Origin of the sequence: Burkholderia sp. AU27893, from assembly GCF_002223205.1 — a bacterium.
Taxonomy (GTDB): domain Bacteria; phylum Pseudomonadota; class Gammaproteobacteria; order Burkholderiales; family Burkholderiaceae; genus Burkholderia.
The window spans coordinates 439,429-454,748 of the sequence record NZ_NKFD01000004.1; the positions used below are offsets into that span (position 1 = coordinate 439,429).

The 15,320-nt window shown below is 68.9% G+C and carries 15 protein-coding genes; 9 read left to right on the forward strand and 6 right to left on the reverse strand.

Going from position 1 to position 15,320, the window contains the following annotated elements:
* Positions 1–74: 74 nt before the first annotated feature.
* Entirely contained in the window at positions 75–2,297 is a 2,223-nt protein-coding gene (locus CFB47_RS21835) for an amylo-alpha-1,6-glucosidase (protein ID WP_089462249.1), read from the forward strand.
* Between the two features lie 96 nt (positions 2,298–2,393).
* The gene (locus CFB47_RS21840; RefSeq protein WP_011354368.1) at positions 2,394–2,645 is read left to right on the forward strand and encodes a hypothetical protein; all 252 of its coding nucleotides are present in this window, start codon (positions 2,394–2,396) and stop codon (positions 2,643–2,645) included.
* Positions 2,646–3,146: 501 nt separating this feature from the next.
* On the opposite strand, the gene penR is transcribed toward CFB47_RS21840, so the two are convergent.
* The gene (penR, locus tag CFB47_RS21845; protein WP_089433036.1) at positions 3,147–4,037 is read right to left on the reverse strand and encodes a beta-lactamase transcriptional regulator PenR; all 891 of its coding nucleotides are present in this window, start codon (positions 4,035–4,037) and stop codon (positions 3,147–3,149) included.
* Positions 4,038–4,165: 128 nt separating this feature from the next.
* On the opposite strand from penR, the gene blaPEN-bcc reads away from it, so the two are divergent.
* On the forward strand, positions 4,166–5,104 hold the full coding sequence (blaPEN-bcc, locus tag CFB47_RS21850) for a PEN family class A beta-lactamase, Bcc-type (protein ID WP_089462250.1): 939 nt from the start codon (positions 4,166–4,168) through the stop codon (positions 5,102–5,104).
* 479 nt (positions 5,105–5,583) lie between these two features.
* On the opposite strand, the gene CFB47_RS21860 is transcribed toward blaPEN-bcc, so the two are convergent.
* From CFB47_RS21860 to CFB47_RS21870, 3 genes are all read right to left on the reverse strand, one after another.
* Positions 5,584–5,784 (reverse strand): membrane protein, encoded by a 201-nt coding sequence (locus CFB47_RS21860; protein ID WP_046548390.1) that lies wholly within the window; start codon positions 5,782–5,784, stop codon positions 5,584–5,586.
* 572 nt (positions 5,785–6,356) lie between these two features.
* Positions 6,357–6,725: an antibiotic biosynthesis monooxygenase gene (locus CFB47_RS21865; RefSeq protein ID WP_039366539.1), complete on the reverse strand. Its 369-nt coding sequence runs from the start codon at positions 6,723–6,725 to the stop codon at positions 6,357–6,359.
* A gap of 32 nt (positions 6,726–6,757) precedes the next feature.
* Positions 6,758–7,204, reverse strand: a complete 447-nt coding sequence (locus tag CFB47_RS21870; RefSeq protein ID WP_089462252.1) for a MarR family winged helix-turn-helix transcriptional regulator — start codon at positions 7,202–7,204, stop codon at positions 6,758–6,760.
* Between the two features lie 193 nt (positions 7,205–7,397).
* Between CFB47_RS21870 and CFB47_RS21875 the strand changes: the two genes are divergently transcribed.
* The gene (locus tag CFB47_RS21875) at positions 7,398–8,090 is read left to right on the forward strand and encodes an NAD(P)-dependent oxidoreductase (protein ID WP_089462253.1); all 693 of its coding nucleotides are present in this window, start codon (positions 7,398–7,400) and stop codon (positions 8,088–8,090) included.
* Positions 8,091–8,402: 312 nt separating this feature from the next.
* On the opposite strand, the gene CFB47_RS21880 is transcribed toward CFB47_RS21875, so the two are convergent.
* Together CFB47_RS21880 and CFB47_RS21885 are read right to left on the reverse strand one after the other, a co-directional pair.
* On the reverse strand, positions 8,403–9,779 hold the full coding sequence (locus CFB47_RS21880; protein WP_089462254.1) for an ATP-binding protein: 1,377 nt from the start codon (positions 9,777–9,779) through the stop codon (positions 8,403–8,405).
* Positions 9,776–10,438 (reverse strand): response regulator, encoded by a 663-nt coding sequence (locus CFB47_RS21885; RefSeq protein ID WP_089441911.1) that lies wholly within the window; start codon positions 10,436–10,438, stop codon positions 9,776–9,778. Before CFB47_RS21885 ends, CFB47_RS21880 begins: the two co-directional genes overlap by 4 nt.
* Before the next feature lie 232 nt (positions 10,439–10,670).
* On the opposite strand from CFB47_RS21885, the gene CFB47_RS21890 reads away from it, so the two are divergent.
* The 5 genes from CFB47_RS21890 to CFB47_RS21910 all read left to right on the forward strand — a co-directional run bounded on the left by CFB47_RS21890 (position 10,671) and on the right by CFB47_RS21910 (position 15,318).
* A complete protein-coding gene (locus CFB47_RS21890) occupies positions 10,671–11,024 on the forward strand; it encodes a YgiW/YdeI family stress tolerance OB fold protein (protein WP_089462255.1) in 354 nt (117 codons plus the stop codon).
* 55 nt (positions 11,025–11,079) lie between these two features.
* Positions 11,080–11,940 (forward strand): MurR/RpiR family transcriptional regulator, encoded by an 861-nt coding sequence (locus CFB47_RS21895; protein ID WP_089426983.1) that lies wholly within the window; start codon positions 11,080–11,082, stop codon positions 11,938–11,940.
* A 55-nt stretch (positions 11,941–11,995) separates the two neighbouring features.
* Positions 11,996–12,421: an N-acetyltransferase gene (locus CFB47_RS21900; protein ID WP_089462256.1), complete on the forward strand. Its 426-nt coding sequence runs from the start codon at positions 11,996–11,998 to the stop codon at positions 12,419–12,421.
* A 193-nt stretch (positions 12,422–12,614) separates the two neighbouring features.
* Entirely contained in the window at positions 12,615–14,282 is a 1,668-nt protein-coding gene (locus CFB47_RS21905; protein ID WP_089462257.1) for an ankyrin repeat domain-containing protein, read from the forward strand.
* A gap of 175 nt (positions 14,283–14,457) precedes the next feature.
* The gene (locus tag CFB47_RS21910) at positions 14,458–15,318 is read left to right on the forward strand and encodes an isocitrate lyase/phosphoenolpyruvate mutase family protein (protein ID WP_089462258.1); all 861 of its coding nucleotides are present in this window, start codon (positions 14,458–14,460) and stop codon (positions 15,316–15,318) included.
* Positions 15,319–15,320 lie beyond the last annotated feature (2 nt).

Sequence of the window (15,320 nt, forward strand, 5' to 3'; positions counted from 1 at the left end):
GCGTCCCCCGTTCTGTCCTATCCTGTGCGAAACACGCGACGCGCCGCGCGTTGCGACCCGACACAGGAGCATCGATGCCGAATCACGCTGAAGCCACGACGACCCAGGCGCCGCAAGTCGCGCCTGTTGCCCAGACCCCGCCGTCGGGCCCCGCCTTCATCGCGCCCGAAGCCGATCCGCAGGCACTGGCGCGCAACAACCAGTACGTCCTGAAATCCGGCGACGCATTCGTGGTCAGCGACGCGCTCGGCGACATCGGCGGTCACGACGACGGCCTGTTCGTCGACGACATGCGCGTGCTGTCGACGTGGCGCCTGACCTTCGGCGGTCGCGCGCCGTCGCTGCTGTCGGGCGCGACGAGCGCCGACAACGCGTCGTTCACCGCACACCTGACGAACCGTCCGCTGCCGCCGCTCGGCGGCCACGAAACGCCCGAGGGCGTGATCCACATCGAGCGGATGCGCGTGCTCGCGGGCGACGTGCTTTACGAAGCGCTGACGCTGACGAACTACGGCGCGAGCGAAGCCGAGGTGCCGCTGTCGCTGTCGTTCGCGGCCGATTTCAAGGACATGTTCGAGGTGCGCGGCACGCAGCGCCCGAAGCGCGGCACCGTGGTGGCGCCGCGCGTCGACGCGGGCGCGGTGCGGCTGCGCTATGACGGCCTCGACGGCGTCGAGCGCAACGTGACCGTGCATTTCTCGCCGGCACCCGATGCGCTGTCGGTCGATCGTGCCGACTACACGCTGACGATCGCCGCGCAGGCCTGCGTGTCGATCTACCTGACCGTCGACGCGACGCTCGGCCCCGCGCATGCGGAAGGGCCGGGATGCGGCCGCGTCGCGCTGCGCACCGCGCTCGTCGGCGTGCACCGCGAGATGCGCGCGCGGCGCGAATCGATGGCGCGCGTGAACACCGGCAATCCGCTGTTCGACGCGTGGCTCGACCGCTCGCTCGCGGATCTCGGGCTGCTCACGACGCAGCTCGACACGGGGCCGTACCCGTATGCGGGCATTCCGTGGTTCTCGACGCCGTTCGGCCGCGACGCGGTGATCACGTCGCTGCAGATGCTGTGGCTGCAGCCGTCGCTCGCGCGCGGCGTGCTGCGCTTCCTGGCCGAGCACCAGGCGCGCGAGACTTCCGCATTCCGCGACGCGGAGCCCGGCAAGGTCATGCACGAGTTTCGTCGCAGCGAGATGGCCGCGACCGGCGAGGTGCCGTTCGCGCTGTACTACGGCGGGGTCGATACGACGCCGCTGTTCATCGTGCTCGCGGGCGCGTACGTCGAACGCACCGGCGACGATGCGCTGATCGACGAGCTGTGGCCCGCGCTCGAGCGTGCCGCGCAATGGGTGATCGACAAGTGCGACCGCAATCCTTACGGACTGCTCGATTACCAGCGCACGTCGGAGCGCGGCCTCGCGAACCAGGGCTGGAAGGACAGCCACGACTCGGTGTTCCACGCGGACGGCCGCTTCCCGGACGGGCCGATCGCGCTGGTCGAAGTGCAGGCGTATGCGTGCGCGGCGCTCGATGCGATGTCGATGTGCTCGCATCGGCGCGGCCACGCGGCCGATGCCACACGCTACGCGTTGCGCGCGAAGACGCTGCGTGAGCAGGTCGACGCGCTGTTCTGGATGCCGGAAGGCGATTTCTACGGCATCGCGCTCGACGGTCATGGCGACCTGTGCCGCGTGTTCGCGTCGAACGCGGGCCACCTGCTCGCGTTCGGGCTGCCCGACGCCGAACGCGGCGCGGCGGTCGCCGGCGTGCTCGGCTCGGCGCTGTTCCAGACAGGGTGGGGCATCCGCACGCTCGCGGCCGGCCAGCCGCGCTTCAACCCGATGGCGTATCACAACGGCTCGGTGTGGCCGCACGACAATGCGTTGATCGCGCGCGGGCTGGCGCGCTACGGCGACAAGACCGCCGCGGTGAACCTGCTGCGCGCGCTGTTCGAGGCGGCGGTGAGCTTCGAGATGCGCCTGCCCGAACTGTTCTGCGGGTTCCCGCGCCGGCGCGGCGAGCCGCCGACCGCGTATCCGGTGGCCTGCCTGCCGCAGGCGTGGGCGGCCGGTGCGCCGTTCATGATGCTGCAGGCCTGCCTCGGCGTGAGCATCGACGCATCGCGCCATGAGGTGCGCGTCGAGCGCCCGACGCTGCCGGAAGGCGTCGACTGGCTGCGGATCGACGCGTTGCGCGTCGGTGACGAAACCGTGTCGCTCACGTTCCGCCGTGTCGACGGCCAGGTCGTCGCGGCGGCGGAGCAGCCGGGCCGCGTGAAGGTGGTCGCGGTGCTGTAGCGCGGCGCTGCGCGAACGTTGCGCGATGTCGCGCCACGTTCGCGCGCAGCGGCATAGAATCGTGACATGACCCTTGAACGATGGCGGAGGTAGACGATGACGACCGACAACCGGCCCGACGACAGCGAGCACAAGCTCGAGAATCTGGAAGCGGCGGTCGACCACCTGCACAAGTCGATCGAATCGCAGAGCATCGCGGTCGGCGCGGCGAAGGGCATCCTGTTCAGCCTGATCGAAACGCTCGGCGCGCTGATCGGCGATCCCGACCTGCCCGAGCATGCGCGCTCGGGTTACGAGGCGCTGCGCGACAAGGCGAGCGAATTGCGCGGCGGGCTCGACCGGCATTGATGCCCGGATGGCCCCGGCCCCGGCGCCTGCCGCACGGCTGCGCCGGGGCTGCCCGATTCTGTAGATGAAGCACAAAACCCCGTGCGCTCAATGAGTTAGGTGGCTGGTGCGCAGGATATCCACAAGCTTGCCAACACAATCTGTGGAGAACCGTGCGGCCCCCGCGCCGGGTGCCGCGCGGGCCGTGCGAAAGCGCCGGCGCTGCCACTGGGTTGACCTCGCAAGGTCCGTATATCGAATCCCCTTTTGTATCAGGATGTTACGCGCCGCATGTGACGGATATCCACAGGCTTGCCAACATATTCTGTGGATAACTTGCAATCGATTGCGTCGCGACAGTTGAGGATCGGGCCGCTCAGGGCCCGCTCGCGAAGCCCGTGAACAGCGACTGCCCGATGTCTGCGTCGGCGCGCTAATTCGTGCGCGATCAAGGGCTTAGGTTCCAGGTGCCCAGGATATCCACATCCTTGCCAACACTTTCTGTGGACAAGCCGGGCCGTCTCATTCGGCCTGCGCCGTCGCGGCCGCCTCGGCCACGATCCAGTCGCGAAAGAGCGTCATTGCCGGCGTGAGCGGTTTCGACTTCAGCGAAGTGAGCCAGTAACCGCCGGCGCGCACGTCGATGTCGAGCGGTCGCACGAGCAGGCCGAGCTGCAGTTCGCGCGCGAACATGCACGCCGGCGCGAGCGCGACGCCCGCGCCTTGCATCGCGGCCTCGACCATCAGCCGCGACGAATCGAACACGGGCCCGTTGACCGCCCATGGCGCAAGCTGCGCGGCGTCGAACCAGCCATGCCATTCGTCGGTGCGATACGAGCGCAGCAGCGTTTCGTTCGCGAGATCGGCCGGCTGCGCGAGGCGCCGCGCGATGTCCGGCGCGCACAGCGCGGTGAGCGGCGCGTCGAGCAGCCGCTCGTTGCGCGTGGCCGGCCAGTTGCCTTCCCCGAAGCGGATCGCGAAGTCGAGGCCCTCGGCGGCCAGGTCGACGACGTTGTTGTTGGTCCGCATCCGCAGCTCGACGAACGGATGCGTATCGCCGAACTGCTTCAGGCGCGGCATTAGCCAGCCTAGGGCAAAGGTGCCGACGACGCCGAGCGTCAGCACCTCGTGGAAGCGCCCGCCGTCGAACTGCTTGAGCACGGTCTCGATGCGGCTGAACGCGTCGCTGAGCACCGGCAGCAGCGCGCGCCCCTCGTCGGTGAGCCCGAGGCCGCGCGGCAGCCGTGTGAACAGCGTGCAGCCGAGCCGCTCCTCCAGCGAGCGCACCTGCTGGCTGACCGCGGCCTGGGTCACGCTCAGCTCGAGGCCGGCGCGCGTGAAGTTCAGATGGCGCGCCGACGATTCGAACGCGCGCAGCGCATTGAGCGGAAGATGAGGGCGGAGCTTGGTCATAAGAATTTCTTTTGTCAGCGCTCAATTATCGTTGCTTGTCAGGCAACCGTAAAGTCCCGATAGTGCTGACTCGCCGGCCGGGCGCGTTCAACCCCCTTTCGCTCACATTCCACCACGAGACAACCGACATGACCTACTCATCGAAACGTCGAACCCTGTTGCTGGCCGCGGCGACGGCGCCGCTTGCGTTGACCGTTGCCGCATGCGCGTCGCGGCAGGCCACGGCGTCGGACGACGCAACGGCCGCGGCGGCGGCGGCGGCGGCGGCCGTGACGCCCGCTGCCGCCGGGCAGATGCTGGCCGAGCTCGAACGCAGCGCGGGCGGCCGCCTCGGCGTATGCGCGATCGACATCGCGACCGGCCGGCGCGCGGAACATCGTGCGGACGAGCGCTTCCCGTTCTGCAGCACGTTCAAGGCGATGCTGAGTGCGGCGGTGCTGGCGCAGAGCGTCGATCGGCCGGCGTTGCTGCAACAGCGCGTGACGTACACGAAGGCCGACCTCGTCAACTATTCGCCGGTGTCGGGGAAGCATGTCGACGACGGCATGACCGTCGCCGCGCTGTGCGAGGCTGCGATCCAGTACAGCGACAACTCGGCCGCGAACCTGCTGATGAAACTGCTCGGCGGCCCGTCGGCGGTGACGGCCTACGCGCGCTCGATCGGCGACGACACGTTCCGCCTCGATCGATGGGAGACCGAACTGAATACCGCGCTGCCGGGCGACCTGCGCGACACGACGACGCCGGCCGCGATGGCCTCGAGCATGCGTGTGCTGATGGTCGGCGACGCGTTGCCGGCCGCGCAGCGTGCGCAGCTCGTCGCGTGGATGCGCGGCAACAAGGTCGGCGACAAGCGGATCCGTGCGGGCGTACCGGCCGGGTGGACGGTCGGCGACAAGACGGGCACCGGCGACTACGGGACGACCAACGACGCGGGTGTCGTGTGGACGCCGTCGGGTGCGCCGATCGCGCTGGCCGTGTACTACACGCAGGCGCGTGCCGATGCGCGCGCGAAGGACGACGTGATCGCGTCGGCCGCACGCATCGTGGTCCGGGCATTCGGTTGAAGAGGGCGGCACGACGTGCGTGACGCGATCCGCGTGCATGCCGTGCCGCAGCCGTGACCTGCGCGATCAAACGTTGTGCGATCAACGACTTAGGTCACGCATGCTCAGGATATCCACATGCTTGCCAACAAAAAGTGTGGACAAGCCCGCGCGCGGCCGCATCCGGCGTGGCGCGGGCCGCCGTGCCGCATTTGAGGCGGCGCGGACAAAGTCTTTCGGATCAAGCGCTTGGCCTTGGTATGCGCAGGCTATCCACACGCTTGCCAACACAATCTGTGGACAAGCCGGGTCGCTCGCGCGGAAGGCGCTCGGTCATGTGGCGAATGGGCGTGTGGGCAGCACTTTCCCGGCCGCCTGCCGCATTTGAGGCGGCGCGGACAAAGTCTTACGGATCAAGTGCTTGATTGCGGTATGCGCAGGCTATCCACATGCTTGCCAACACAATCTGTGGACAAGCCTGGCAGCCGCGGCCGCGACGATCAGGGCTGCCGATCGTCGACGGTGGGCCAGCGCGCGAACGCGAACACCCACAACATGATGAAGTTCAGGACCGGGACGAACATCGTCAGGATCCACCAGCCCGAATGCCCGGTGCGCCGCACGATGCGGACGTACGGATAGATGACGACGGCGACCAGCACGAGTGAGACGACCAGCTGCCACGCGGTGAAGTGTTCCATGGTCTTCCTCGGAGTGAGGTGTCGTGGTGCGGCGCCGGCGGAACGGCCGGCCCGTTGAGCCGTCGCGCGAAGCCGATGGTGCGCGGCCGCGTCCGGCTCGCGTGATCTTGACGCGCGGCAGGCGTGAGCGTCAAGGCGACGGTGAGGCGCTGCTGTTGCGCGGGATCGTGCGCTTGCGCACAGGCTCGGGCCGTAGGGTGCCGCAACCGTGACGCCGCGCATGAACCGTAGCCCGATCAACGGGTTAGCGCAGGCGTGCGCAGGATATCCACAAGCTTGCCAACAAAATCTGTGGGTAAGTGGCGCCGCGCATGGCGGGGGCGTGTGAACCGACTGCGGCGTGCATCGTCGTGGCGTCGTGACGCGAAGTGCGGCGAAGCGCCGGGTGCAATGTCCGTCGCCAGCGCCTCGTCTGCATCACGCGTGCCAAAGTCCGTCGGATCAAGGGCTTAGCGTTGCGGTGCGCAGGATATCCACAAGCTTGCCAACATTTTCTGTGGAGAAGTCGGGGCGTGCCATCGGGGTGCCAGGCACGGGCGGATGCCACAGGCTGCCCCGACGCGCGCGTGCGCTCACGCCGTGCAGATACCGGCCACGCCGACTTTCCGGAACAGGTGCGGACTGGCCACGGCGGACGACGGATAGGTGGAGAGTTTCGAGGCGAACTCGGGATGCTTGAACGCCGCGCGAAACGCCGCCGTCGATTCCCAGATCGCGTAGTTCAGGTAGGTCGGGCTATCGCCGAGCGCGCGATGGAGCTGGGTCGAGATGAATCCCGGCTGTCGCTTCATGAATTCCGCATCGTCCTGCCATACCGCGAGAAACGCCGTTTCGTCCTCGGGGGCCAGGGTGAACACGTTGACAAGGACGACCGGCTCCGCGTCGACGCCAATCTGTTGCTGGATCGGAAACGCCGGATCCATCGGCTTGAATTGCAGCATGGAAACTCCCGTGGGTAAGGGGGATGGGGCGATCACGCCGGCGCATCGGCACCGTGAGCGCTGGACATCGCCGACAACACACGAATGGCCGCGTCCAGGTCGGCCGAACTGAAGTCGCCCGCGATCTCGCGGACATGCTGTTGCCACTGCCCGACCACGGCCTGATAGGCCGCCTCGCCGCGGGGCGTCAGCGCATACAACGGGGAGCGCTTGTGCGCCGGATTGGGCAGCGCGTCGACCAGCCCGTCGCCGGTCAGCACGTTGATCTGTTTCAGCACCGCCTGCCGCGTGATGCCCATCGCGTCGGCGATCTGCGGGATGCTCGGGGCCTCCGTCGCCATCGCAATGGCGCCCAGCACCTGCCAGCGCGCGCTGGTCAGGCCGTGCGGCCCGGAAAAGGTGTTGCCCCATTCGATCAGCAGGCCGTTCAGCCGGAATACAGACAGCGCGACGGCGGTCAATTTCGCGGATTTCGTCATGGTCGAAGCGGGTCGTCGAGTATCGAACGATGACCATTCTGCCAAAGTGACAACTGGTTGTCAATTATCGCCGTATGCCTGCCGGGTGCGCCCGCCGCCGGCATTGCCGCCCCGCCGGCGGCGCGTGCACAATGCCGGTCCGGGGACGACCGGGCACCGTCCTGCCCGGATTTTTTTGAGGTGGCGGAAGAACATGAAGAAAGTCTGCATCGTCGGCGCGTCGGGCAAGCTCGGGCGCTACATGGTTCGGCATGCGCTGGAGCGCGGCTACGAAGTCGTCGCCGTGTGTCGTGCGGCAAGCGTGGCGAAGCTCGCCAGCTTCGGCGATCGCATCACGATCGTGCCCGGCGCGACCGACGATCGCCGGGTGATCGAGCAGGCCGTGGCCGGCTGCGACGGCGTGCTGACCGTGCTCGTGCCGTGGGGCATGCAGCGCTACGCATCCGGAACCGCGCAAGCCGTGCTGGATTTCGCGCCGGCGCATGCGCGGCTCGTGTTCTCGTGCGGCTGGCACATCACGCGGGATGGCAAGGATGTCTATCCGATGTCGATCCGCGCGGCGGTGGCGATCGGCGGCTGGCTGCTGCGGCTGTTGCGGGTCGGCGAGATCGACGATCAGGTGGAAGCCTGCCGGCGCGTGTTCGCGAGCGACGCGCGCTGGACCGTGGTTCGAGGCAGCAATCTGGAGGAAGGGGAGAGCGACGGGTTGCCGGTGTGGAGCGAGCACGTCGGCGACGCGATCCTCGCGAGCAACCGCACGCGCCGGATCGACTTTGCGCTGTTCATGGTCGCGGCGCTGACCGACGATACGCTGATCCGCCGCGCGCCGGCGATCTGCGGGCGCCGTACGCGCTCTGCGTTGGCGGCCCGCGCGACGGTCGAATAGGCGATGTCGGAGCCGCGCGTGCCGCCGGGTCGTTAGGCATGGCGCGGCGTGACCGTTGCAGCGCGCCGCGGCGACGATGGCGGGCCACCCGTCGGGCGGGTCGCGCAGGGCAGCCGTGTGCCCGCCGGACTGCCTCGAACGTGTGCGCATCCGGCGCGCGCCGGGCCGGGAAATGCATCCGTCTGGCGCGGCAACGCGCATTGCCGGTGCACGACCAACAAGTCCTTTTCCATCAACGACTTGGTGTTGCAGCCCGCAGGTTGTCCACAAGCTTGCCAACACAATCTGTGGACAAGCCGTGCGATACGTGCGCTACGCCGGTGCGGGAAAGCGCACCGTCACGGTCAGCCCGCGCCCGCCGTGCGTCGTGCCGAGCGCGACCGTCGCGCGGTGCTGTTCGGCGATCCGCTTGACGATCGACAGCCCGAGCCCGCTGCCCGACGACGTGACGGCCTGCGCGCCTTCGCCGCGATAGAAGCGTTCCCACACGTCGTTGCGTTCGGCTTCCGGGATCCCGGGGCCGTCGTCGGCGACTTCGAGCACGGGCGTCGTGCCGTCGATCCGCGCGGATACATCGACGCGCGCACCGTCGCCCGCATAGCGGATCGCGTTGTCGACGAGGTTGTTCAGCAGCACGCGCAACGTGTCCGCATTGCCCGACGTCATCACCGGCGTCGACACGATCGCGCCGAGATCGATCCGGTGCGCGTCGGCGACGCGCGTGCGATCCGATACGACCGATCGGCACAGCGCGGCGAGATCGACGGGCGCCGACGCGGAGGCGGCCGCCTGCGCGTCGGGCTCGAGGCGCGCGAGCGTCAGCAACTGCTCGGCAAGGTGGCCGAGGCGCGTCGTGCCCGCCTGGATCTGCGCGAGGATGTGCTCGCGTTCCTCGGCGGTCGCCGCGCGCCGCAGCAGCTGCGACTGGATCGACAGCCCCATGATTGGCGTGCGCAACTCGTGCGCGGCATCGGCGATGAAGTGACGCTGCAGCGTGAACGAGCGGTCGAGGCGCGCGAGCAGATCGTTGATCGCTTCGGCGAGCGGTCGGACTTCGTTCGGCATCGAGCCGACGTCGACCGGCTCCAGATTGTTCGCATTCCTGCGTTTCAGGCCGGATGCGATCGTGCGCAGCGGCCGCAACCCCGCGCCGATACCGAACCACAGGCCGATCGCGAGCAGCGGCAGCATCGAGAACACCGGCCACAGCAGGTGCACGGCGATGCCCGCGATCGCTTCCCATCGGGCATGGCGTGCCTGCGCGAGCCGGATCGTCGTGCCGCCGCGTTCGGTCACATAGGTGCGCCACGGCTGGCCGTCGACGTCGACGCTCGCGATGCCTTTCTGCTCGGGCGGCGGCAGTTTCGAATCGCGGTCGGTCGAATACACGAGCGCGCCGTTGCGCCAGACCTGCAGCAGCACCGCGTCGGGGTCGCTCGCTTCGAAGCCGTGCTTGCCGTTGGCGTGGTTGCTGAACGACAGCTCGCCGTTCGGGCCGACGACGATCTGCTTCGACATGCTGCGCATCTGGTCGTCGAGCAGGTCGTCGAGTTCGCGCAGCGCGCCCCAGTAGGTGCCCGCGCTCGCGACGAGGCCGATCACGCAGGCGGCCGGCATCAGCCACGTCAGCAGGCGCCGCCGCAGCGACGTGTTGCGCCAGCGCGAGATCGCCCGTTGGATGCGCGTCATGCGCCGTCACCGATCCGGTAGCCGACGCCGCGCACCGTGCGGATCATGTCGTGGCCGAGCTTCTTGCGCAGGTTGTGGATATGCACCTGCACGGCGTTGCTCTCGATTTCCTCGCCCCAGCTGTACAGCCGTTCCTCGAACTGCTCGCGGGAGATCACCGCGCCCGGGTCGCGCATCAGCTCGTGCAGCAGCACGAACTCCTTCGGCGACAGCGGCACTTCGTCGTCGTTGAGCCAGACGAGGTGCTTGACGGGGTCGAGCCGCAGCGGGCCGATCACGAGCGTCGTCTGCGCGCGGCCCGCGTGGCGGCGGCTCACGGCGCGGATGCGGGCGAGCAGCTCGTCGAGCTCGAACGGCTTGACGAGATAGTCGTCGGCGCCGCTGTCGAGGCCCGCGATGCGGTCGGGCACGCCGTCGCGCGCGGTGATGATGATCGCGGGGAGGGTTTCGTCGCGGCGGCGCAGCGCGGCGAGCACCGACAGGCCGTCGCGGTTCGGCAACCCGAGATCGAGCAGCAGCAGGCCGTAGCCGGTCGCGCGCAGCGCGAGCGACGCGGCGTCGCCGTCCTTCACCCAGTCGACCGCGAAGCCTTCCTGTTTGAGGCCTTGTTCGAGCCCGCTGCCGATCAGCGGATCATCCTCGACGAGCAATACGCGCATGAATTCGTGTCTCTTCAACGGGGCGCCGTGGCACCCGGGGTTCCCATGATAAGCGCCCGTGTCTTAGGCGCAGCTTAAACGTGGGCGGCGCACGGCGGGCGCTCCCATGCGTCCGATGCGGCACCGCGTCGCTTCCGGGCGACCTTCAGGTTTGCTTAATCTTACGGTCCGTAATCTGGCGCCGTCGCGTTCAACGGGGCGCGGCGTCACATCGAAGAAGAGGACCACGATCATGAAACACCTGGCCAGAATCCTGACGGTTGCGCTCGCCACGCTGCCTGCCGCCGTCTACGCGCAATACACGGGGCCGTCCACGCTGACCACGACCACCGTGAAGGAACTGCTTGCGAACGGCAAGGACGACCAGCACGTGCAGCTGCAGGGCCGCATCGTCAAGCACGTCGGCGGCGAGGATTACGAATTCGCCGATGCGACCGGCACGATCCGCGTCGAGATCGACCACAAGCTGTGGGCGGCCGGCCAGCCCGTCAGCGACAAGAACGAAGTGAAGGTGACCGGCGAATTCGAGCGCAAATGGTCGGGCAGCGTGAAGGTCGACGCCGATCACGTCGAAGTGCTGCGCTGACCGGTGCGCGCGGGGCCGGTGATACCATGGACGACCGGTTCCCGTTCCCACCAAGATGGCCGCCAATTTCGACGAACTCGCGTCCCGGATCCGGGCGCAATTTTCCGAGCTGAGCCCGCAATTCCAGGCGGGCGCTGCCTTCCTGCTCGATCATCCCGACGAAGTCGCCACCTCGTCGATGCGCAAGGTCGCCCAGCGCGCGCAGGTGCAGCCCGCCTCGCTCGTGCGGCTCGCGCAGCAATTCGGTTTCCCCGGCTGGAACGAGCTGCGCGACCTGTGCGTGGCACGCGTGCGCACGCGCCCCGAGCCGCTCACGCAGCGGGCGCGCTCGCTCGTGCGGCCCGATGCGCAGGCGTCGCTCGCGCACGACCTGCTCGCCGCGCAACAACACAATCTGTCGGCCACCGCCGCGCAGAACGAGCACGCGCTCGCCGATGCCGCGAAGCTGATCCGCAAGGCGTCGCACGTGCACGTCGCGGGGTTTCGTTCGTGTTATCCGGTCGCGTTCGGCTTCGTGTACGGCTACCGGCTGTTCCGTCCGACCGTGTCGCTGCTCAATGGCGTCGCCGGTTCGCTCGAGATGGAGCTGCGCACGATCGCGAAGCAGAGCGTGACCGTCGTCGTCAGCTTCGCGCCGTATTCGCAGGAAGCGACGCGCGTCGCGCAGGCCGCGAAGGCACAGGGCAGCCGGATCGTCGCGATCACCGACAGCGCGGTGTCGCCGATCGCCCTGCACGCGGATGCGCAACTGATCTTCACGCACGACAGCCCGTCGTTCTTCCCGTCGCTGGTGGCCGCGCATGCGATGGCCGAAGCGTTGGTCGCGCAGTTGCTGGCGCTCGAAGGCAGCGATGCAATCGCCGCGCTCGAGCGCACGGAAGCGGAACTGCACGCGAAGGGCGCGTACGTCGTCTGACGCGGTGCGTGCGGCGTCGCCCCTTCCTCATTCAGGATTCAAGCGGATTCAACCGATGACGTTCACATACGAGGTGACGGATACGGGCGACGCGAACGTGCGCAAGCAGATCGTCGCGCCGCTCATCCGGTTCAACGAAAGCCAGGCGGGTCCGATCAACGCGCGTCCGCTGGCCGTGGTCGTGACCGATGGCGACGGCGCGGTGGTGGGTGGCCTGTGGGGCAGCACGGCGTATGGCTGGCTGCATGTCGACCTGCTCGTGGTGCCCGAGGCCGCGCGCGGCCAGGGCGCGGGCACGCGCATCATGGATCTGGCCGAGGCGGAGGCCGTCGCGCGCGGCTGCCACAGCGCGTGGCTCGACACGTTCGACTTCCAGGCACGGCCGTTCTACGAGAAACGCGGCTATGTCCGCTTCGGCGAGCTGCCGGATTATCCGGTCGGACACGCGCGCATTTTCCTGATGAAGAAGCTCGCGGGTTGAGTGCCGCCGCCGCGTGGCGCGGCGCGGTTGACGTCGCCGCCGGCCGTCGCCTAGGATACCGGGCAGCGATGCAGGTCGCTTCCGGGTCCGCGGAAAGGGTTGAACCCACCTGTCGCAGCGAATTCAGCTTTCCCCCTGTCCTTTGTGCTGGCGGTATTGCGGACCTTCGGCCATTCACTGCACGAGGATTCGCATGAAAAAGCTGCCTCCCAAGGCCAATCCCGATCATCTGAAAAAGCAGGCCAAGGCATTGTTGCGCCTGTACCGGCAAGGCGACGCCGATGCCGTCGCGCGCTTTGTCCGGTTTCTTCCCGCCGCCGCGAACCGCACGCACGACGAAGCGCTCGCGCTCGGGCTGCGGCTGCATGACGCGCAATCCTGCATTGCGCGCGAGTACGGTTTTGCGTCATGGGCCGATCTCGGCGCGTTCGTCGACATGCACGCGCTGGCGGGGCAACAGCGCGCGCAGCTCGTCCGCCGCTGGCTCGACCTGGCGTACGGCGGCGACGTGACCGGCGGCTTCGACGCGCCCCGGCCGCGCGTCGCCGCGCAATTGTTGCTCGACCATCACGAGCTCGTCGCGGACGATCCGACCATTGCCTGCGCGGCCGGCGACCTCGACGCCGTGAAGGCGGCGCTGGCCGCCGATCCCGGCTGGATCGCGCGCGCCGGCGGCGCGTTGAAGCTGCCGCCGCTGGTCGCCGTCACGCATTCGCGGCTCGGGCAGCTTCCCGGGTTCGCCGCCAGGCTGCGCGCCTGCGCGCGTCTTCTGCTCGATGCCGGCGCCGATCCGAACCAGCGGATCGGCAACCGCTTTCCGCCTGCGTCGCTCGCCGAGCCCGACGACGCGGGGCCGCTGTCGGCGCTGTACGGCGCGGCGGGCGTCAATCGCGATCCGGTGCTCACCGCGATGCTGCTGGAGGCCGGCGCCGACCCGAACGACGGCGAATCGCTGTATCACTCGGTGGAGAATCCGGCCTGCACGCGCGTGCTGCTCGAACACGGCGCGCGGGTGAGCGGGACGAATGCGTTGCGGCGCGCGTTCGACATGCGCGATGCGGATGCGCTCGAATTGCTGCTCGCGCATGGCGGCGACCCGAACGAGCCGCCGGGCCCGGGGCTCGCGCAGACCTGGGGCGCACCGTTGTTGCGGGCGATCGGCGTGCGCTGCTCGGCGCGCCACGTTGCCGCGCTGCTGGCGGCCGGCGCCGATCCCCGCGCGCAAACGCCCGCAGGTATCAGTGCGTACCGGCTGGCGATGCAGACCGGGCTGTCCGACGTCGCGGCCTTGTTGCGTGCGGCCGGCGCGGAGGAGGCGCTCGACGCGGCGGACGCGTTCGTGGCGGCCTGCGCGCGTGCCGACGCCGACGATGCGCGGCGCATCCAGGCGCGGCATCCCGAACTGCCCGGCGCGCTGCCCGCTGAACGGCTGCGGTTGCTGCCGGACGCCGCGGCATGGGGTTCGGGCGACGCGGTGAAGGTCATGGTCGAACTGGGCTGGCCGATCGCCGCGCGGGGCGGCGACTGGGACGCGAGCGCGCTGAATCACGCGGTGTTCCGCGGCGACGCGGACTTGCTGGCGTTCCTGCTCGCGCACGGCGCGAACTGGCGCGACCTGCACGGGTTCGGGAGCGACGCGCTCGGCACGTTGTCGTGGGCATCCGTCAACGAACCGGAGCAGGTCGGCGCGGCCGACTGGGAGGCCTGCGCGCGGGTGCTGCTCGCGCACGGCGTGCCGCACGCCACGCGGGATCCGTCGAATCCGGACGACGTGCTGATCGACGGCCGCGCAATGCGCTTCTCCGAGGCCGTCACCGACGTGTTGCTCGGCATCGACGACGGGCCGCCCGCAACGACTTGAACGACCGTGGGCCGGCGACGGGCAGGTGGCGGCGCCGGCCCGCGCGTGGCCGGCTGCGGGCGTACGGTCGGCGTGCCGGGTTTTCCCGGTCGCGCGACGACATTTCGGCGAGTGCTGAAACGTCGCGTGCACGACCGGCGTAAGCTCGATCGTCAACTTCCTTCCGGAGTCCGCGATGACCCGTTCCAACCTGCAAGCCCGCCAAGCCGAAGCCTTCCGCGCCCTGCATGCGCGCTCAGGCGCGTTCATCATCCCGAACCCGTGGGACGCGGGCACCGCGCGCCTGCTCGCGATGGCCGGCTTCGAGGCGCTCGCGACCACGAGTGCCGGCTACGCGTTTTCGAAAGGGCAGCCCGACAACGCGATCGACCGCGACGCGATGCTCGATCACATCGCCGAGATCGTCTCCGCGGGCGGCTTGCCCGTCAGCGCCGATCTGGAGAACGGCTTCGGCGACGCGCCTGACACGGTGGCCGAAACGATCCGGCTCGCGGCCGAGGCCGGCGCGGTGGGCGGTTCGATCGAGGACGCGACGGGCCGCGCCGACGCGCCGATCTACGCACGCGATGCGGCGATCGAGCGTATCGCGGCGGCCGTCGACGCGGCACGCGCGCTGCCGTTTCCGTTCACGCTGACCGCGCGCTGCGAAAACTACCTGCATGGCCGCCCCGACCTCGCCGACACGATCGCGCGGCTCGTCGCCTATCGCGACGCGGGCGCCGACGTGCTGTACGCGCCGGGCATCACCGAGGCGGACGACATCGCGGCGGTGACGCGGGCGGTCGGTGCGCCCGTGAACGTCGTGATGGGGCTGCAGGGCGGCTTGCTGAGCCTCGACGCGCTGGCGGCGCTCGGCGTGAAGCGCGTGAGCGTCGGCGGCGCGCTGGCGCGGGTCGCGCTCGGCGCCTTTCTGCGCGCGGCGAAGGAGATGGTGCAGGACGGCACGTTTACGTTTACGCAAGCGGCCGTACCCGGGCGCGATATCAACCGCTGGTTTGCGTCACCCGATAATTCGCCGGTTTTGTTCGGGAAATGAGC

What these genes read in the sequence shown, in the direction of transcription:
- CFB47_RS21835 (WP_089462249.1), top strand. Translation starts at nt 75, where the DNA reads ATGCCGAATCACGCTGAAGCCACGACGACCCAGGCGCCGCAAGTCGCG.
- CFB47_RS21840 (WP_011354368.1), top strand. Translation starts at nt 2,394, where the DNA reads ATGACGACCGACAACCGGCCCGACGACAGCGAGCACAAGCTCGAGAAT.
- penR (WP_089433036.1), bottom strand. Translation starts at nt 4,037, where the DNA reads ATGACCAAGCTCCGCCCTCATCTTCCGCTCAATGCGCTGCGCGCGTTC.
- blaPEN-bcc (WP_089462250.1), top strand. Translation starts at nt 4,166, where the DNA reads ATGACCTACTCATCGAAACGTCGAACCCTGTTGCTGGCCGCGGCGACG.
- CFB47_RS21860 (WP_046548390.1), bottom strand. Translation starts at nt 5,784, where the DNA reads ATGGAACACTTCACCGCGTGGCAGCTGGTCGTCTCACTCGTGCTGGTC.
- CFB47_RS21865 (WP_039366539.1), bottom strand. Translation starts at nt 6,725, where the DNA reads ATGCTGCAATTCAAGCCGATGGATCCGGCGTTTCCGATCCAGCAACAG.
- CFB47_RS21870 (WP_089462252.1), bottom strand. Translation starts at nt 7,204, where the DNA reads ATGACGAAATCCGCGAAATTGACCGCCGTCGCGCTGTCTGTATTCCGG.
- CFB47_RS21875 (WP_089462253.1), top strand. Translation starts at nt 7,398, where the DNA reads ATGAAGAAAGTCTGCATCGTCGGCGCGTCGGGCAAGCTCGGGCGCTAC.
- CFB47_RS21880 (WP_089462254.1), bottom strand. Translation starts at nt 9,779, where the DNA reads ATGACGCGCATCCAACGGGCGATCTCGCGCTGGCGCAACACGTCGCTG.
- CFB47_RS21885 (WP_089441911.1), bottom strand. Translation starts at nt 10,438, where the DNA reads ATGCGCGTATTGCTCGTCGAGGATGATCCGCTGATCGGCAGCGGGCTC.
- CFB47_RS21890 (WP_089462255.1), top strand. Translation starts at nt 10,671, where the DNA reads ATGAAACACCTGGCCAGAATCCTGACGGTTGCGCTCGCCACGCTGCCT.
- CFB47_RS21895 (WP_089426983.1), top strand. Translation starts at nt 11,080, where the DNA reads ATGGCCGCCAATTTCGACGAACTCGCGTCCCGGATCCGGGCGCAATTT.
- CFB47_RS21900 (WP_089462256.1), top strand. Translation starts at nt 11,996, where the DNA reads ATGACGTTCACATACGAGGTGACGGATACGGGCGACGCGAACGTGCGC.
- CFB47_RS21905 (WP_089462257.1), top strand. Translation starts at nt 12,615, where the DNA reads ATGAAAAAGCTGCCTCCCAAGGCCAATCCCGATCATCTGAAAAAGCAG.
- CFB47_RS21910 (WP_089462258.1), top strand. Translation starts at nt 14,458, where the DNA reads ATGACCCGTTCCAACCTGCAAGCCCGCCAAGCCGAAGCCTTCCGCGCC.